Origin of the sequence: Streptomyces sp. C1-1 (assembly GCF_050214755.1) — a bacterium.
In the GTDB taxonomy this organism is placed as follows: Bacteria; Actinomycetota; Actinomycetes; order Streptomycetales; family Streptomycetaceae; genus Streptomyces.
Map to the genome: position 1 here is coordinate 6,815,118 of NZ_CP189826.1, position 15,721 is coordinate 6,830,838.

Sequence of the window (15,721 nt, forward strand, 5' to 3'; positions counted from 1 at the left end):
TGGGGTCGGACCGTCGGCGGCGCTCATGAGGCGAGGAGTCTCCATGGCAACGATCCCTTCGCTCCCCAGCAGGGACGACGTGCTGCGCATGGCACGCAGTACGACCGACATCACCGGCCAGCTCCTGGACACGGCCGGCAACCTCACCAGGATCGCGATCAACACCTTCGACCCCCGGGACGGCTCCGGCGCCGAGGTGCTGCGGGTCCTGCGCGAGACGACCGCGGAACTGGCCGAGGCGAGCGCGTCCCCGCAGGCGCAGGAGGCGTTCTACCGCATCGTCGACACGCTCACCCGCCTGGGCACCAGCGGCGCCCCGCTGGCCGTCCACCCCGTGAGCGAGCCCGTCCGGGCCTTGCTCACCGCCCTCGGCGACAGCCTGCTTCCCGTCCTGGACGCGGTCGAGCCCGCGGTCGAGGAGTTCACGAACGCCCTGGGCGACCTGGTGGAGGCCTCCTCGCCGCTGCTGCCCGCGGCGGCGGGCGCGGCCGCCGGAGCGCTGCTCGCGCTGACGCCGGTCCTCCGGGCCGCCGCGGACGTGCTGCGCGACTCGTCCCCCGAACTCACCCGCGTCGCCGAGGCCCTGACCGATGCCCTGGCCCCGCTGATGCCACTGCAGGTGGCGCTGGCCGAACGCGCGGCGGCGGCCGGCGCGGGCGTGGTGCGGGCGACCCTCCCGCCGCTGGCCGACCTCACCGAGGCAGCGGCGGCGACGACGAAGGCGGCCCGCCCGGTGCTGGTGGCGGGGGAGGAGCTGCTGGTGTCGGCCCTGGAACAGGTGCAGCCGCTGCTGCTGGGAGCCGCCGCACGCGCCGGCGACTTCGTCCGAGCGACGGCGGTACGCGTCAGCGCGGCGGTGTCACCCACGAGCGACCGGGGCATAGTGGTGGCCGTCGCCCCGGCCTGACACCCGGCCCGCACCCCGCACCCGCCCTTCGGGTCCTGTCCCCAACGCCCCACCCCCCGCCGGGTAAAGTCTTCCCCATGCGTGATCTTGCCGCCGGTTTCACCTACCTCCTCAAGGGCCAGCGCTGGGTGGCCCGGCACGGCAGGCACTACGGCTTCGGCCTGCTCCCGGGCCTGATAACCCTGGTCCTCTACGTCGCCGCGCTCGTCGCCCTCGCCCTGTGGGGCGAGGACGCGGTCGCCTGGTCGACGCCCTTCGCCGACCACTGGTCCAGCCCCTGGCAGGGCCTCTTCCGCGGCTTCCTCACCGCGGTGTTCTTCGCGCTCGGCCTCCTCCTCGCCGTGCTCACCTTCACCGCCGTGACCCTCCTGATCGGCCAGCCCTTCTACGAGAGCCTCTCCGAGAAGGTCGACCGGGACGTCTCCCCGGACGGCACGGCCCCGGAGTCCGGTCTCCCGCTCTGGCGCGAGCTGTGGATCTCGGCCCGGGACAGCCTGCGCATCCTGGTCCGCGCCGCCCTGTGGGGCGTGCTGCTGTTCGCGTGCGGCTTCCTGCCCTTCTTCGGCCAGACCGCCGTCCCGGTGATCGGCTTCTTCGTCACCGGGTTCTTCCTCACCGAGGAACTGACCGCCGTCGCCCTCCAGCGCCGCGACGTCCGACTCCGCGCCCGGCTCCGTCTCCTGCGCTCCCGCAGGACCCTGGTGTGGGGCTTCGGCACCCCGCTGGCCGTGGCGTTCCTGGTGCCGTTCGTGGCCGTCTTCCTGATGCCGGGCGCGGTGGCGGGCGCCACCCTCATGGCCCGCGAACTGCTGGGCGAGGAGAACGCCGAGGACGGACCGGAGGACGAGACCGAAGAAGAGGCCGTCACTTCCTGAACGTCGCGTCGGCGGCCACCGTGATGATCGCCCGGACCTGCGCCACGATGTCCAGCCTGTTCCGCACGAAGTCGGGATCGGTGATCTCGGTCGTGTTACCGCTGCCGAACTGCAGCACCGGCGTGTGCACATGGCCGCCGGGCAGCGAGTCGTGCAGCCCCAGCCGGTCGCGCAGCAGCGTCGCCCGGTAGGCGATCTCGTTGGAGAGGTAGTTCCCGCCACCGCCCGCCCGGGCCGTCGACCCCGCTGTGGGCCCGTCCGGCCGTACCACCTCCGTCGTGCCCCCCGCCGGGATCTCGGTCACCTCGGTGTGGTCGTACACGGGGAACCGCCCGGTGTCGGCGGCCACGATCGCCTTGTACGGCAGGGTCGTCGACGTCCACTGCGGCTGCGAGGCGGGATCGCTCACCGGGACGGTCTCGGTGTGCCCGATGTTGTCGTTGTCCGGGAAGCCGCCCCGCCAGGCGCCGTTGGTGCGCTCCACGTCGAACCGCCCGACCCGTCCTTGGCTGACGGTGGTGAACAGATCCACCTTCCTCAGATACGGCCGCAGCGTCCGCTCCACCGTGCCCCCGGTGAAGTCCTGCCAGCGCACCGGGAAGACGACCGTCTCCACCCGCGCCGGACCGTCCGCCGTGCGGATCACCGTGCCGTCGAGGGCGAGCGCTGTGGCCCCCGACGGATTGGAGATCCGGATGTCGCGGTCCAGCGTGAACGGGTCGAACCCGGTGACGAGAATCCGCTTGAGGCCCCTGCCGTTCGCCTTGGCACCGGGATAGCGCACCTCGGTCTGCCCGCGCGAGGTCCGCTCCAGCCCATCGAGGAGCAGCGCCCGCTGCCGGTCGCTCAACCCGAACTCCGGCTCCCAGGTGCGCACTTCGCGGGTCATGCCCAGCCGCGCCCAGTACAGCGGCCGATCGTCGTCCCGACTCAAGTCGCCGCCGGCCGGCCCGCGCCCCTGCACCCGGTCGACGGCCCGCCGCCACAACGCGGAACCCTCGCGGACGACGATCCGCCGCGCCTCGGCGTAGGAGCCGGCCGCGCCCAGATCACGGGCCAGCCGCGGCGCCACGTCGTCGAATCCCGACCTGCGGAGGATCTCCCGCGGCACGGCCTTGTCGAGCCGTTGCTCCTCGACGGTGGGGGAGGACGCGGTCCCGGCCGCCGTCGCCGTGGTGGGGGAGGCGAGCCCCGCGGTCAGTGCCAGTCCGAGGATGACCATGCGAACACGTATGGAGTTCAAGGGGGTTCAGGTCCTTCCGTCGCCGTCGTGGGGGAGCGTGGTGCGGACGGCCGCAGTATCGCGTGACGGAAGTGGTCTACGCCATGGCGCGCGGCTCAGGAGGCGCCGGGGCAGACCCGGGCCGCGGCCTCCCGCAGCACCCCGACGAACGCCTCCACCGCCGGCGCGGGCGTCCGCCCCCGAGGCGTCGCCGCGTACACCGCCCGGGCCGGGGCGCCCTCGTCGAGCACCCGCAGCAGCGTGACGTCCGGGCGTACGGACCCCGCCGCGAGCGCCGGGACCAGGGCCACGCCCAGGCCCGCGGCGACGTAACCCTGCTTGGCCGTCCACTCGGCGACCACGTGCGCCACCCGGGGGCTGAAGCCCTGACGCAGCGCCGCGTCGAGCAGGGTGCCCTCGGGGCGGGAACCGCCCGAGATCCAGTCCTCGTCCGCGAACCGGCCCAGCCGGACGGGGCCCTGGTGACCGGCGAGGGGATGGCCGGCGGGGACCGCGACGAACAGCGACTCGTCGAGGAGATGACGCAGTTCGTACGACTCCAGCGGGGCGCCGCCCGTCGTCGACACGACCGCCAGGTCCAGGTGGCCCGCGGTCAGGCGGTCCAGCAGGCGGGGCGTCAGACCCTCCTCGCGGGTGACCCGGACGCCGGGGTGACGGGTGCGGAACGCGGCCAGGGCGAGCGGCACCAGCGCCGCGTCGGCCGTCGGGAACGCCCCGAACCGCAGCCTCCCGCACGCCACTTCACGCAGGGCCGCGAGGTCGAGGGCGGCGCCGCGCAGCGCCTCGGCGACACTCTCCGCGTACGGCACGAGGACCCGCCCGGCCTCGGTGAGCCGCACCCCGCGCGGCAAACGGTCGAACAGCGGCGCGCCGCCGAGGGCCTGCTCCAGCGAGGCGATCTGCCGGGACACCGCGGACTGCGTCCACCCCAGTGCCCGCGCGGCCACCGTGAACGACCCGTGCCGGGCGACCTCCGCGAACGCCCGCAGCCACACGGTGGACAGCTCCGGCTCGCGATGCGTGTACGGCATGGCAGCCATGCTAGACATTCGCTTGTCGCATCCCGAGGCCCTCCGTAGCGTCGTCGGCATGCAGATCACCCTGGACAGCCCGGCCTCGGCACCCCAGCCGCTGAGCCCCTACTACTCCCAGGTCGCCCGGGTCCAACACGCCGACGGCAGCGCCCTGTTGTACCTCTCCGGCCAGATCGCCGAGGGCGCGACGCTCGCCGAGCAGACGCGCGGGGTCTTCGAGACGATCGCCGCCCTGCTGAAGGCCCACGGCGCGACCCTGGCGGACGTCATCAACATCCGCACGTACCTGACGGACATCACCGCGCTGGAGGAATACGGTTCCGTACGCCGCGAGTTCCTCACCGGCACCCCGCCCACGAGCATGACCTTCGAGGTGTCCCGGCTGTTCCGCCCCGAGGCCCTGGTCGAGATCGAAATCGTGGCGGCGGTGACTCCCGGCGGGTGATACTGCCGCCCGTGAAGACAGCGAAGGCCGTGAACCTGGGCGTCATATTCCTGCTGGAACTGGGCGTCCTCGCGGGCGTCTGGTACTGCGCCTGGAAGAGCGCGTCCCACTGGGGCCCGCTGGTCGGCCTGGCCGGGGCGGTCGGCCTCGGCTGGCTGTGGGGCCTGTTCGGCTCTCCGCGGGCCAGGTTCAAGGTCCGCGGCGCGGCCCGGGTCGCCTTCGAGACGCTGTGGTTCGGGGCCGGCGCGGTGCTGTGGTACGTGGCCGGGGCGCACGTCTGGGCGGTCGCCTTCGCCGCCCTGTGCGTCCTGAGCAAGACCCTCGCCCACATCTGGCGCCAGTAGCGGGCCCGTTCAGACGTCCTCGCCCAGCAGCGCGAGGAAGTCCCGGAACGCCCCCGGCATGTCCACCGACTCCGGGTCCAGCAGCCACTGGTACTGCAGCCCGTCCATCACGGCGACCAGCAGCGGCGCCGTCCGCTCCGGCGTCAGTCCGTTCGGCAGCCGGTCCCCGTACTCGGTGCGCAGGACCGTCGCCATGCTCTCCCGGACCTGCCGGTACCGCTCCGTGAAGTACCCCCGCGCGGGATGCCCCTCCGTCACGCTCTCGCCCAGCAGCGCCGAGAAGGTCTGGATGATGCCGGGCCGCATGGCGTTGTACTCGACGAGGGAGGCCAGCAGGTCGACCCGCCACTGCGTGGCCGGCACGGCGTCCCACTGGTCCCGCTCCTCCAGCACCGCCACCAGCAGCGCCTCCTTGGTCGGGAAGTGGTGCAGCAGCCCCTGCTGGGTGAGCCCCACCTTCTCCGCCACCGCGGCCAGACTCGCCCCCCGGTAACCGCGCTCGGCGATGACCTCCAGCGCCGCCCGGACGATCTCCGCGCGCCGTTCCTCGCTCCTGACCCTGGCGTTCATGGCGTCACCGTACGACATCGCCGCACCGCGGATATCACGGCACGATAACGAAACCTACCGCGTTACAGGGAACGGGTGCACGATATGGCCCAGGACGACAGGACGTGACGAGGAGGCACCGCGATGGCGGCAACCCCGGGAAACCCCACCGACCAGGCCCGCGAGGCGGCCGTCGAGGCGGCACTCGGCAAACTGGACCTGGACGCCAAGGCCCGGCTGCTGTCCGGGCAGGACATGTGGTCCCTGCCCGCCCTGCCGGAGATCGGGCTGAAGTCGCTCGTCATGTCCGACGGCCCGATCGGCGTCCGCGGCGTGCGCTGGACCGCCGACGACCCCTCCGTCGCCCTGCCCTCGCCGACCGCCCTGGCCGCCACCTGGGACCCGGAGCTCGCCCGCCGCGCCGGCACGCTGCTCGCCCAGGAGGCCCGGCGCAAGGGCGTGCACGTCCTTCTCGCCCCGACGGTCAACCTGCACCGTTCCCCGCTCGGCGGCCGCCACTTCGAGGCCTACAGCGAGGACCCGTACCTGACCGGACGCATCGGCACCGGATACGTCACCGGCGTGCAGCAGGGCGGCGTCGGCACCACCGTCAAGCACTTCGTCGCCAACGACGCCGAGACCGACCGCTTCACGGTGAACAACCTGGTGGGCGAGCGCGCCCTGCGCGAGCTGTACCTGGCCCCCTTCGAGATGATCGTCGCCGGCGCCCGCCCCTGGGGTGTCATGACCGCCTACAACACGGTCAACGGCACGACGATGACCGAGCACCGGTACCTCGTGAACGAGGTGCTGCGCGGCGAATGGGGCTTCGACGGCTACAACGTCTCCGACTGGATGGCGGCCCGGGACACGGTCGCGGCCGTGCGAGGCGGCCTCGACGTCGCCATGCCCGGCCCACAGACCGTCTACGGCGCCCCCCTCGCCCAGGCCGTGCGCGACGGCCGCGTCGAGGAGACGGTCGTCGACGAGGCCGTCCGCAACGTCCTGCGGCTGGCCGCCCGCGTCGGCGCACTGGACGGCGCGGAGCCGGCCGTCACCGAACCGCCTGCGGCCGTCGACGGCGAGGCCCTCGCCCGCGAGATCGCCCGCCGCTCCTTCGTCCTCGTGAAGAACGAACGCCGGGCCCTCCCGCTGAGGCCCGGCACGGTCGCCCTCCTCGGCGCCGCCGCCCGCGACGCCCGGGTCCTCGGCGGCGGCTCCGCCACCGTCTTCCCGTCCCGGATGGTCTCCCCGCTCGACGGCCTCACCGCCGCCCTCCCCGAGGGCACCCTGACCTACGCCGTCGGCGCCGACCCGAACACCGAACTCGCCGTCGCCGACAAGGGCTTCACGCTCAAGGCCGTCTGCCGGGACGCGGACGGGAACGTCATCGGCACCGGCTCCGCCCCGAGCGGCCAGATCCAGTGGATGGGAAGCGACCTCCCCGAGGGCGTCACCCACGCGAGCCTGCACACCGTCGAGCTGACCGGCACCTTCACCCCCCGCGACACCGGCCCGCACACCTTCGGCATCAAGGGCACCGGCCACTTCACCCTCACCGTCGCGGGGACGACGTACTTCGACGACGTCCAGCTCCCCGCCGACGACACCGACCCCTTCGAGGCGTTCTTCGGCGCCCCCGTGCCCCGCGCCGAGCCCGACCTGACCGCCGGCGAACCGGTCGAGGTCTCCCTGACTTACGTCTTCGCCCTCCCCGAGGAGGTCCCCTTCAAGGTCGTCGCCTTCGCCTTGGCCCACCAGGAACCGGCACGCGACGCCGACGAGCTGATCGCCGAGGCCGTCGCCGCGGCCCGGGCCGCCGACACCGCCGTCGTCGTGGTCGCCACCACCGACCGCGTCGAGTCCGAGGGCTACGACCGCAAGGACCTCGCGCTGCCCGGCCGCCAGGACGACCTGGTCCGCGCCGTCGCCGCCGCCAACCCGAACACCGTCGTGGTCGTCAACTCCGGCTCCCCGGTCGAACTGCCCTGGCGCGAGGAGGTCGCCGCCGTGCTGCTGAGCTGGTTCCCGGGCCAGGAAGGCGGCGCGGCCCTCGCGGACGTGCTCACGGGCGCCCACGAGCCGGGCGGCCGGCTCCCCACCACCTGGGGCTCGCTGGCCGACGCCCCGGTCACCCAGGTCACCCCCGAGGGCGGCGAACTGCCCTACACCGAGGGCGTGTTCATCGGCTACCGCGCCTGGGAGAAGGAGGGCAGGACCCCCACGTACCCCTTCGGCCACGGCCTGGGCTACACCGACTGGGTCTACGAGTCCGTCGAGGTCGAGGGCGCCACCGCCAGGATCCGCGTCCGCAACACCGGGGAGCGGGCGGGCCGCGAGGTCGTGCAGGTCTACCTGGCGCCCACCGAGCCCGGCCCCGACCGCCCGGCCCGCCTGCTCGCGGGTTTCGCGGGCGTCGAGGCGGGACCCGGCGAGACGGCCGAGGCGGTCGTCGAGATCCCCCGCCGCGCCTTCGAGGTGTGGGACGAAGTGGTCGGCTCGTGGTCGTTTGTGAAGGGTTCGTACGAGATTCAGGTGAGCCGCTCGATCGCCGACCGTCGTCTCACCGCGACGATTAACGTCTGATCCGGGACGACCTCCCCCACGAGCAGCCCCGGTCCGGGACCTGACCCCTGGACCGGGGCAAGCCCGTGAGAGCGCGGATCAGCGCACCCCGAAGCCGTACACCGTCTCCGAGCGGAACACCTCGCCCGGTCGCAGCACCGTGCTCGGGAAGTCCGGCCGGTTCGGGGAGTCCGGGAAGTGCTGGGTCTCCAGCGCGACCCCGTCGCCCGGCGCGAACGGCTCGGGCAGATGGTCAGCGGTGTACAGCTGCAGGCCCGGCTCGGTGGTGGCCACGGTCAGAACCCGGCCGGACGCCGGGTCGTACAGTTCGGCGACCTGGCGGGGAGTCTCGGTCACACCGCCGTCCAGCACGAAGTTGTGGTCGAAGCCGGAGCCGACCTTCCTGCCCTGCCGGAAGTCGAAGCGCGTTCCCGTGACGTCCTCCAGCACACCGGTCGGGATCAGATCGGCGTCGACCGGCGTGTACCGGGAGGCGGCCAGCCGCAGTTCGTGGCCGCCCGCGTCGCCGGAGCCCGCGAGGTTCCAGTACGAGTGGTTCGTCAGGTTCACCGGCGTCGGCGCGTCCGTCACCGCCTCGTACGCGATCCGCAGCGAGCCGTCGGCGTCCAGCGTGCAGGTGGCCGCGACCTCCAGCCGCCCAGGGAAGCCCTCCTCACCGTCCGGACTGACCCGGGAGAGCCGCACCCCGTGCTCGACCGGAGCGACCTCCCACACCCGCTTGTCGAAGCCCAGCGGGCCGCCGTGCAGCGAGTTGGGGGCGTTGTTGGGCTCCAGCGTGTACGTCACGCCGTCCAGCGTGAAGCGGGCGCCCGCGATGCGGTTGGCATACCGGCCGACCAGGGCGCCGAGATACGGCCCCGGGTGTTCGACGTAGCCGTCCAGACCGGCGAACCCCAGCACCACGTTCCCGGTACGCCCGTCCCGGTCCGGGACCTCCACCGACTGCACGACCCCGCCGTACGACAGGATCCGCACCCGCACGCCGGCCCGCTCCAGGGTCCAGTGCTCCACCGGGGTGCCGTCGGGAAGTGTGCCGAAGTGTTCGCTCATGAGCGAAACTCTAAGTCACGTGCCTGTCAGGACTTCTTCGCGGTCACCGTCCGGTAGGCGATCTCCGCCAGCCGGGCCTGCCCGTTCACGCTCGGATGGAACCAGTCCCAGTGGCTGAGCTGCGCCGTCCCGAAGCGGTACGCGTACACCGCGCCCCCGTCGAACCGGCACCGCCGGTCCTTCCCGCACACCTCCCGCAGCACCGTGTTGTACTCCTCCACCCGCTTCTGCACCGTGTCCCGCCGCAGCGTCGCCGCCGAGTCCAGCGCGTCCGCGTCGCCCAGCATCGAGGGGCAGATGCCCAGCTTCCACACCTGCTTGCCCAGCGCGTTGGTCCGCCCCTGCGACCACAGGCGCTTCAGGTTCGGCACGCTCGCCACGTACACCTGTGTCCTCGGCAGCGCCTTGCGCAGGGCGGCGAGCGCGTCCTCGAAGCCGGCGCGGAAGTCGGCCACCGAGGTCATCGCCGACGTCGAGGCCCGGCAGGCGTCGTTCGCCCCCACCATCACCGTCACCAGCTGCGGCCGCTTCGCCACGGCCTGCGCGACCTGCCCCGGCAGATCGGCCATCCGCGCCCCCGTCACCGCGTAGTTCCAGCTCCGCTCGGCCGCCCGCGTCCTGCCCAGCAGCCGTACGGCGAGACTGTCGACCTCGGTGCTGGACCCGGTCGCCCACGACACCTCCGGGCAGTCCGACAGGACCGTGCACGCGTCGAAGCCGCGGGTGATGGAGTCACCGACGGCCGCGACGGAGCGGGGACTCACGTCCCAGGCGGGCGCCGGCTTCGCGCCGTGCGTCGGCGCCGCCGCGTTGCCACCGACCGCGTCGCAGCCGGCGACGCCCAGGACGGCCGCCGCCGTGACGGCGAGAACGGCCCGTGAACGGTGGCTGGGCTTCCGCATCCGCTGCTGATCCCCTCGGTCGGCCTACTGGGATGTCTCCCCTCATGACAACGCGCGGGAGTTCCCGAACCCGGCACCCCGCAACGGTTCGCACCCGTACAAGCGTCCTGCCGGGTGAATGGCGGGGGTTTCGGCGCATCGGGACCGACGGTACGTCACACTCCTTGCGCCGCCGCACGGTAGCCTCGCCATCAACGTGGCTCCCCCGGCCACAGCCGTCCGCCAGTTCGCAAGATGTCCTGCTCTGCCCGGAGGTCCCGGTGACGACACGTGGAGTTCTGTACGTGCACTCCGCGCCGCGCGCGCTGTGCCCGCACGTCGAGTGGGCCGTCGCCGGGGTGCTCGGCACGCGCGTCAACCTCGACTGGATCCGGCAGCCCGCCGCGCCGGGCACCTGGCGCTCGGAGTTCTCCTGGCAGGGCCAGGCGGGCACCGCCTCCAAGCTCGCCTCCGCGCTGCGCGGCTGGCACCTGCTGCGCTTCGAGGTCACCGCCGAGCCCTGCCCCACCGCCGAGGGCGAGCGCTACAGCTGCACCCCCGACCTCGGCATCTTCCACGCCGTCACCGGAATCCACGGCGACATCCTGATCCCGGAGGACCGGCTCAGGGCCGCCCTGGTCCGCTCCCAGCGGGACGAGACGGACCTGGAGGCGGAGATCGCCAAGCTGCTCGGCAAGCCGTGGGACGACGAGTTGGAGCCGTTCCGGTACGCGGGCGAGGGAGCTCCGGTGCGCTGGCTGCACCAGGTGGTCTGAAGGTTTCCGTACCCGAAAGGGCCCCCACCGACCGGTGGGGGCCCTTCTCGTTGCGTACAGGCGGTTCTCAGACCGTCCGGAACGCCAGGACGACGTTGTGCCCGCCGAAGCCGAACGAGTCGTTCAGCGCGGCGATACGGCCCTCCACGGGCAGCTTGCGGGCCTCGCCGCGGACGACGTCGGCGTTGGCCTCCGCCTCCGGGTCGAGGTTGTCGATGTTGATGGTCGGCGGGGCCACCCGGTGGTACAGGGCGAGCACGGTCGCGACCGTCTCGATGCCGCCCGCGCCACCCAGCAGGTGACCGGTCATCGACTTCGTCGCGGAGACGGCCATGTGGTCGGCGTCGTCGCCGAAGACCTTGCGCAGCGCCTTCAGTTCGGCGATGTCACCGGCCGGCGTCGAGGTGGCGTGCGCGTTGACGTGCACGATCTCCGCCGGGTCCAGGTCGGTGCGCTCCAGCAGGTGCTGCAGGGCCTGCGAGATGCCGCGGCCCTCCGGCTCGGGCTGCACGATGTCGTGGCTGTCGGCGGAGATGCCCTGCCCGACGGCCTCGGCGTACACGCGGGCACCGCGCCGGGCGGCGTGCTCCGCGGACTCCAGGACGACGACACCCGCGCCCTCGCCCAGGACGAAGCCGTCACGGGCCACGTCGTAGGGACGCGAGGCGCCCTCGGGGTCCTCGTTGTTCTTGGACATCGCCATCATATTGCCGAACGCGGCGATGGGCAGCGGGTGGATGGCCGCCTCGGTGCCACCGGCGACGACGACGTCGGCGCGGCCCGTGCGGATCATCTCGATGGCGTAGCCGATGGCCTCGGCGCCGGAGGCGCACGCGGAGACCGGCGTGTGCACGCCCGCCCGGGCGCCCACGAGCAGGCCGACGTTGGCCGAGGGGCCGTTCGGCATCAGCATGGGGACGGTGTGCGGGGAGACGCGGCGGACGCCCTTCTCCTTGAGCACGTCGTACTGGTCGAGGAGGGTCGTCACGCCGCCGATGCCGGAGGCGATGACCGCGCCGAGACGGTCGGGGTCGACGCTCGCGTCCTCGCCCGCCTTGTCGGTGAAACCGGCGTCCGCCCACGCCTCCTTGGCCGCGACCAGCGCGAACTGCGCCGAGCGGTCCAGGCGTCGGGCCTGCGGCCGGGGGATGACCTCGGTCGGCTCCACCGCGACGGGCGCGGCGATGCGGACCGCCTGGTCGGCGGCCCACTCCTGCTCCAGGGGCTTCACACCGGACTTGCCGGCGATCAGGCCCTCCCAGGTAGAGGCTGCGTCGCCACCCAGCGGTGTGGTTGCGCCGATACCGGTGACGACCACGGTGCGATTGGTCGGGCTCACGGGAATTCTTTCTCCAATTACGAGGATTAAGCGGCGCCACCGCCGGGTGGCGGGGCCGGTTCAGCGCCCGGCCCGAGCAGGGCTCAGGCCTGGTGCTTGAGGATGTAGTCGGTCGCGTCGCCGACCGTCTTGAGGTTCTTGACGTCCTCGTCCGGGATCTTGACGTCGAAGCGCTCTTCGGCGGCGACGACGACCTCGACCATGGACAGCGAGTCGACGTCCAGGTCGTCGGTGAAGGACTTGTCCAGCTGGACGTCCTCAACCGGGATGCCGGCGATCTCGTTCACGATGTCGGCGAGACCGGCGACGATCTCTTCCTGAGTGGCGGCCATGTCAGGCGCTCCTTCTTTGTGATCCAGAGGGTTTGGCACCCGCCGCGTCAGCGGCAGATTGTTGCTGCTCTCGTGTCCGGACCGTTCGTGATCCGGCACGGAGTGCCTAGGGGAGGGTAACGACAGTCGCGGCGTAGACGAGACCCGCCCCGAAGCCGATGACGAGCGCGGTGTCGCCGCTCTTCGCCTCACCGGTCGCCAGGAGCCGCTCCATCGCGAGCGGGATCGAGGCGGCCGAGGTGTTGCCGGTGGTGCGCACGTCACGCGCGACCGTGACGTGCTGCGGCAGTTTCAGCGTCTTCACCATCGAGTCGATGATCCGCTCGTTGGCCTGGTGGGGAATGAAGACGTCCAGGTCGTCCGGGGTGATCCCGGCCGCGTCCAGCGCCTGCTGGGCGACCTTCGCCATCTCGAACACGGCCCAGCGGAACACCGCCTGGCCCTCCTGCGTGATCGCAGGGAACTTCTCGACCGTGCCCTCGCGGTAGTCCGTCCACGGCACGGTCTGCTTGATGGTCTCCGACTTGTCGCCCTCGGAGCCCCAGACGGTCGGGCCGATCGCGGGCTCCTGGGAGGGGCCGACCACGACCGCGCCCGCGCCGTCGCCGAACAGGAAGGCCGTCGCGCGGTCATGCAGGTCGGTGAGGTCGGACAGCCGCTCGACGCCGATGACGAGGACGTACTCGGCGCTGCCCTCGACGATCATGCCCTTGGCGAGCGTGAGGCCGTAGCCGAAGCCCGCGCAGCCGGCCGAGATGTCGAAGGCGGCGGCCTTGTTCGTGCCCAGCTTGTCGGCGATCTCGGTCGCCACGGCCGGGGTCTGCTTGAAGTGCGAGACGGTCGAGACGATCACACCGCCGATCTGCTCGGCGGAGATCCCGGCGTCGGCGATCGCCTTGCCGGACGCCTCGATCGACATCGCGGCCACGGTCTCCTCGTCGGAGGCCCAGTGCCGGGTCTCGATGCCGGAGCGCGAACGGATCCACTCGTCGGAGGAGTCGATCGTCTCGAGGATCACCTCGTTCGGCACGACCCGCGTCGGACGGTAGCCGCCCACGCCGAGGATGCGCGCGTACGGGGCGCCCTTGCTGGGCCTGATCTTCGACATGTTCGTACGGCTCCTTAAGGCGTCAGGCCTGAGCGTGCTCGGCGATGAGCGCGCGGGCCGCGTCGAGGTCGTCGGGTGTCTTGAGCGCGAGGGTCTGCACGCCGGGCAGTGCGCGCTTGGCGAGGCCCACCAGCGTGCCGCCGGGGCAGACCTCGACGATCGCGGTCGCGCCGAGCTCCTTGAACGTCTCCATGCACAGGTCCCAGCGGACCGGGTTGGCGACCTGGCCGACCAGCCGCTCGACGACCTCGGCACCGGTGGCGACGGTACGCCCGTCCTTGTTGGAGACGTAGGTGACCTTCGGGTCGGCCGGGGCGAGGTCCGCGGCGGCCTTCGCCAGCGCGTCCACCGCCGGGGCCATGTGGTGCGTGTGGAAGGCGCCCGCGACCTTCAGCGGGACGACCTTGCGGACGCCCTCGGGCTTGTCCTCGTTCAGCGCGGCGAGCTGCTCCATCGTGCCCGCGGCGACGATCTGGCCCGCGCCGTTGACGTTCGCCGGGGTCAGCCCCAGCCGCTCCAGGTGCGCGACGGAGACCTCGGGGTCGCCGCCGAGCAGCGCCGACATGCCGGTCTCGGTGATCGCGGCGGCGTCGGCCATCGCCAGACCCCGCTTGCGTACGAGGGTCAGCGCGGCGGCGTCGTCGAGGACGCCGGCGAAGGCGGCGGCGGTGATCTCACCGACGGAGTGGCCGGCGACGGCGCCGGGCTGAGTGTCACCCAGTGCCGCGGCGGACAGGATTCCGGCCGCGACCAGCAGCGGCTGCGCCACCGCGGTGTCACGGATGGCGTCCGCGTCGGCCTGTGTGCCGTAGTGGGCGAGGTCCAGTCCGATGGCGTCCGACCAGGCGGCGACGCGGTCGGCGGCGCCGGGCAGTTCGAGCCAGGGAGTCAGGAAGCCGGGCGTCTGGGCGCCCTGGCCGGGAGCGACGAGTACGAGCACTCTCACACTCTCTCTTGTGGACGGGCACGGCCGCCCGTGGGGACAGGGACGAAGAACACGAGGGGGTTTTGTGGAGCCCCGACAAAAGATTAGGCCGGTAGATCTCCATCGGCCAGACGCCCCAGGATCAGCGCGATCCGCAGGGTGAACGCCGAACGTACATCGGACGGAGACCAGCCGGTGACGTCTGTCACACGTCGAAGCCGGTAGCGCACGGTGTTGGGATGGACGAAGAGCATCCGGGCCGCGCCTTCGAGGCTGGACGCCTGTTCGAGATAGACGGAGAGCGTCTCCAGAAGAGCCGACCCCGCCTCCTCCAGCGGTCTGTAGATCTCCTCCACCAATTGCTCGCGCGCACCGGGATCGCCGGCGATGGCGCGCTCCGGAAGCAGATCGTCCGCCAGTACCGGCCGCGGGGCGTCCTGCCACGCCGAACATGCCTTGAGCCCGGCGGCGGCGGCCTGCGCGGACCGGGTCGCGGCCAGCAGGTCCGGCACCACCGGCCCCGCGACCACCGGCCCCGCCGCATACGGTCCGATCAGGGATTTCGCGACCCCGAGCGGGTTGTCGCTGCCGCCCGCGATGACGACCAGCCGGTCGCCGAGCACCCCCGTCAGCACCTGCAGCTTGGCATGCCGGGCGGCCCGCCGGATCGCCTCGACGGTCAGCTCGGAGTCCCCGTCCGGGGCCGTACCCAGCACGACACACACATGTTCGGGAGCGTTCCAGCCGAGCGCCGCCGCCCTGCTCACGGCCCCCTCGTCGGCCTCCCCGCTGAGCACCGCGTTGACCACCAGGGACTCCAGGCGCGCGTCCCAGGCACCGCGTGCCTCGGCGGCCTGGGCGTACACCTGGGCGGTGGCGAAGGCGATCTCGCGGGCGTACACCAGCAGCGCCTCGCGCAGCACTCTCTCGTCACCGGGAGCCGCGACCTCGTCGATGGCCGACTCCATGACCTCGATGGTCGTACGCACCATCTCCACGGTCTGCCGCAGCGTGATGGCCCGGGTCAGCTCGCGCGGGGCCGTCCCGAACACGTCGGTCGAGATGGCCTGCGGGGCGTCGGGGTGCCGGAACCACTCGGTGAAGGCGGCGATACCGGCCTGGGCGACCAACCCGATCCAGGAACGGTTCTCCGGGGGCATGGCCCGGTACCACGGCAGCGTCTCGTCCATGCGCGCGATGGCCTGCGCGGCGAGGTTCCCGGAGGACTTCTCCAGCCGCTTCAGGGTCGCGGCATGGGCATGTACGGCGGTATGGGCTGCTTCGGGCCTGGTGGCTTCGGGTTCGGGCACGGGGACAAGACTGCCTT

General features: G+C 72.3%; 16 protein-coding genes. 6 read left to right on the plus strand and 10 right to left on the minus strand.

Features of this window, described 5'->3' with window-relative positions; genetic code table 11:
• The first annotated feature begins 43 nt into the window (after nt 1-43).
• Nucleotides 44-907, plus strand: coding sequence for a hypothetical protein (locus ACQF4J_RS30955; RefSeq protein ID WP_351799613.1), 864 nt, complete (start codon nt 44-46; stop codon nt 905-907).
• A gap of 77 nt (nt 908-984) precedes the next feature.
• Nucleotides 985-1,782, plus strand: coding sequence for an EI24 domain-containing protein (locus tag ACQF4J_RS30960; RefSeq protein ID WP_427167294.1), 798 nt, complete (start codon nt 985-987; stop codon nt 1,780-1,782).
• On the opposite strand, the gene ACQF4J_RS30965 is transcribed toward ACQF4J_RS30960, so the two are convergent.
• Both ACQF4J_RS30965 and ACQF4J_RS30970 read right to left on the minus strand, forming a co-directional pair.
• The gene (locus ACQF4J_RS30965; protein WP_427167295.1) at nt 1,772-3,025 is read right to left on the minus strand and encodes a pyroglutamyl peptidase; all 1,254 of its coding nucleotides are present in this window, start codon (nt 3,023-3,025) and stop codon (nt 1,772-1,774) included. The two genes, ACQF4J_RS30960 and ACQF4J_RS30965, sit on opposite strands and share 11 nt — an antisense overlap.
• A 95-nt stretch (nt 3,026-3,120) precedes the next feature.
• The gene (locus tag ACQF4J_RS30970; protein ID WP_427167296.1) at nt 3,121-4,065 is read right to left on the minus strand and encodes a LysR family transcriptional regulator; all 945 of its coding nucleotides are present in this window, start codon (nt 4,063-4,065) and stop codon (nt 3,121-3,123) included.
• Nucleotides 4,066-4,114: 49 nt separating this feature from the next.
• On the opposite strand from ACQF4J_RS30970, the gene ACQF4J_RS30975 reads away from it, so the two are divergent.
• Together ACQF4J_RS30975 and ACQF4J_RS30980 are read left to right on the plus strand one after the other, a co-directional pair.
• Nucleotides 4,115-4,504, plus strand: a complete 390-nt coding sequence (locus ACQF4J_RS30975; RefSeq protein WP_351582213.1) for a RidA family protein — start codon at nt 4,115-4,117, stop codon at nt 4,502-4,504.
• An 11-nt stretch (nt 4,505-4,515) separates the two neighbouring features.
• A complete protein-coding gene (locus tag ACQF4J_RS30980) occupies nt 4,516-4,848 on the plus strand; it encodes a YrdB family protein (RefSeq protein ID WP_351582215.1) in 333 nt (110 codons plus the stop codon).
• A 9-nt stretch (nt 4,849-4,857) separates the two neighbouring features.
• Here ACQF4J_RS30980 and ACQF4J_RS30985 read toward each other — a convergent pair whose 3' ends face one another.
• Nucleotides 4,858-5,436, minus strand: coding sequence for a TetR/AcrR family transcriptional regulator (locus tag ACQF4J_RS30985; protein ID WP_351582217.1), 579 nt, complete (start codon nt 5,434-5,436; stop codon nt 4,858-4,860).
• A 105-nt stretch (nt 5,437-5,541) separates the two neighbouring features.
• Between ACQF4J_RS30985 and ACQF4J_RS30990 the strand changes: the two genes are divergently transcribed.
• Nucleotides 5,542-7,983, plus strand: coding sequence for a beta-glucosidase family protein (locus tag ACQF4J_RS30990; RefSeq protein WP_351799621.1), 2,442 nt, complete (start codon nt 5,542-5,544; stop codon nt 7,981-7,983).
• Between the two features lie 78 nt (nt 7,984-8,061).
• Here ACQF4J_RS30990 and ACQF4J_RS30995 read toward each other — a convergent pair whose 3' ends face one another.
• A complete protein-coding gene (locus ACQF4J_RS30995; protein ID WP_351582223.1) occupies nt 8,062-9,033 on the minus strand; it encodes an aldose epimerase family protein in 972 nt (323 codons plus the stop codon).
• A gap of 26 nt (nt 9,034-9,059) precedes the next feature.
• Nucleotides 9,060-9,935, minus strand: a complete 876-nt coding sequence (locus ACQF4J_RS31000; RefSeq protein ID WP_351582225.1) for an SGNH/GDSL hydrolase family protein — start codon at nt 9,933-9,935, stop codon at nt 9,060-9,062.
• 260 nt (nt 9,936-10,195) lie between these two features.
• Between ACQF4J_RS31000 and ACQF4J_RS31005 the strand changes: the two genes are divergently transcribed.
• Nucleotides 10,196-10,690, plus strand: a complete 495-nt coding sequence (locus ACQF4J_RS31005) for a DUF3145 domain-containing protein (RefSeq protein ID WP_058925526.1) — start codon at nt 10,196-10,198, stop codon at nt 10,688-10,690.
• Between the two features lie 67 nt (nt 10,691-10,757).
• Here the strand turns inward: ACQF4J_RS31005 and fabF are convergent, their stop codons facing one another.
• From fabF to ACQF4J_RS31030, 5 genes are all read right to left on the minus strand, one after another.
• Nucleotides 10,758-12,029, minus strand: coding sequence for a beta-ketoacyl-ACP synthase II (gene fabF, locus ACQF4J_RS31010; protein WP_351582227.1), 1,272 nt, complete (start codon nt 12,027-12,029; stop codon nt 10,758-10,760).
• 83 nt (nt 12,030-12,112) lie between these two features.
• A complete protein-coding gene (locus tag ACQF4J_RS31015; protein ID WP_015660680.1) occupies nt 12,113-12,361 on the minus strand; it encodes an acyl carrier protein in 249 nt (82 codons plus the stop codon).
• A gap of 106 nt (nt 12,362-12,467) precedes the next feature.
• The gene (locus ACQF4J_RS31020; RefSeq protein WP_351582229.1) at nt 12,468-13,469 is read right to left on the minus strand and encodes a ketoacyl-ACP synthase III; all 1,002 of its coding nucleotides are present in this window, start codon (nt 13,467-13,469) and stop codon (nt 12,468-12,470) included.
• A 22-nt stretch (nt 13,470-13,491) separates the two neighbouring features.
• Entirely contained in the window at nt 13,492-14,409 is a 918-nt protein-coding gene (locus tag ACQF4J_RS31025; protein ID WP_427167297.1) for an ACP S-malonyltransferase, read from the minus strand.
• 89 nt (nt 14,410-14,498) lie between these two features.
• Complete coding sequence (locus ACQF4J_RS31030; RefSeq protein WP_351582233.1) at nt 14,499-15,704, minus strand: PucR family transcriptional regulator; 1,206 nt, start codon at nt 15,702-15,704, stop codon at nt 14,499-14,501.
• Nucleotides 15,705-15,721 lie beyond the last annotated feature (17 nt).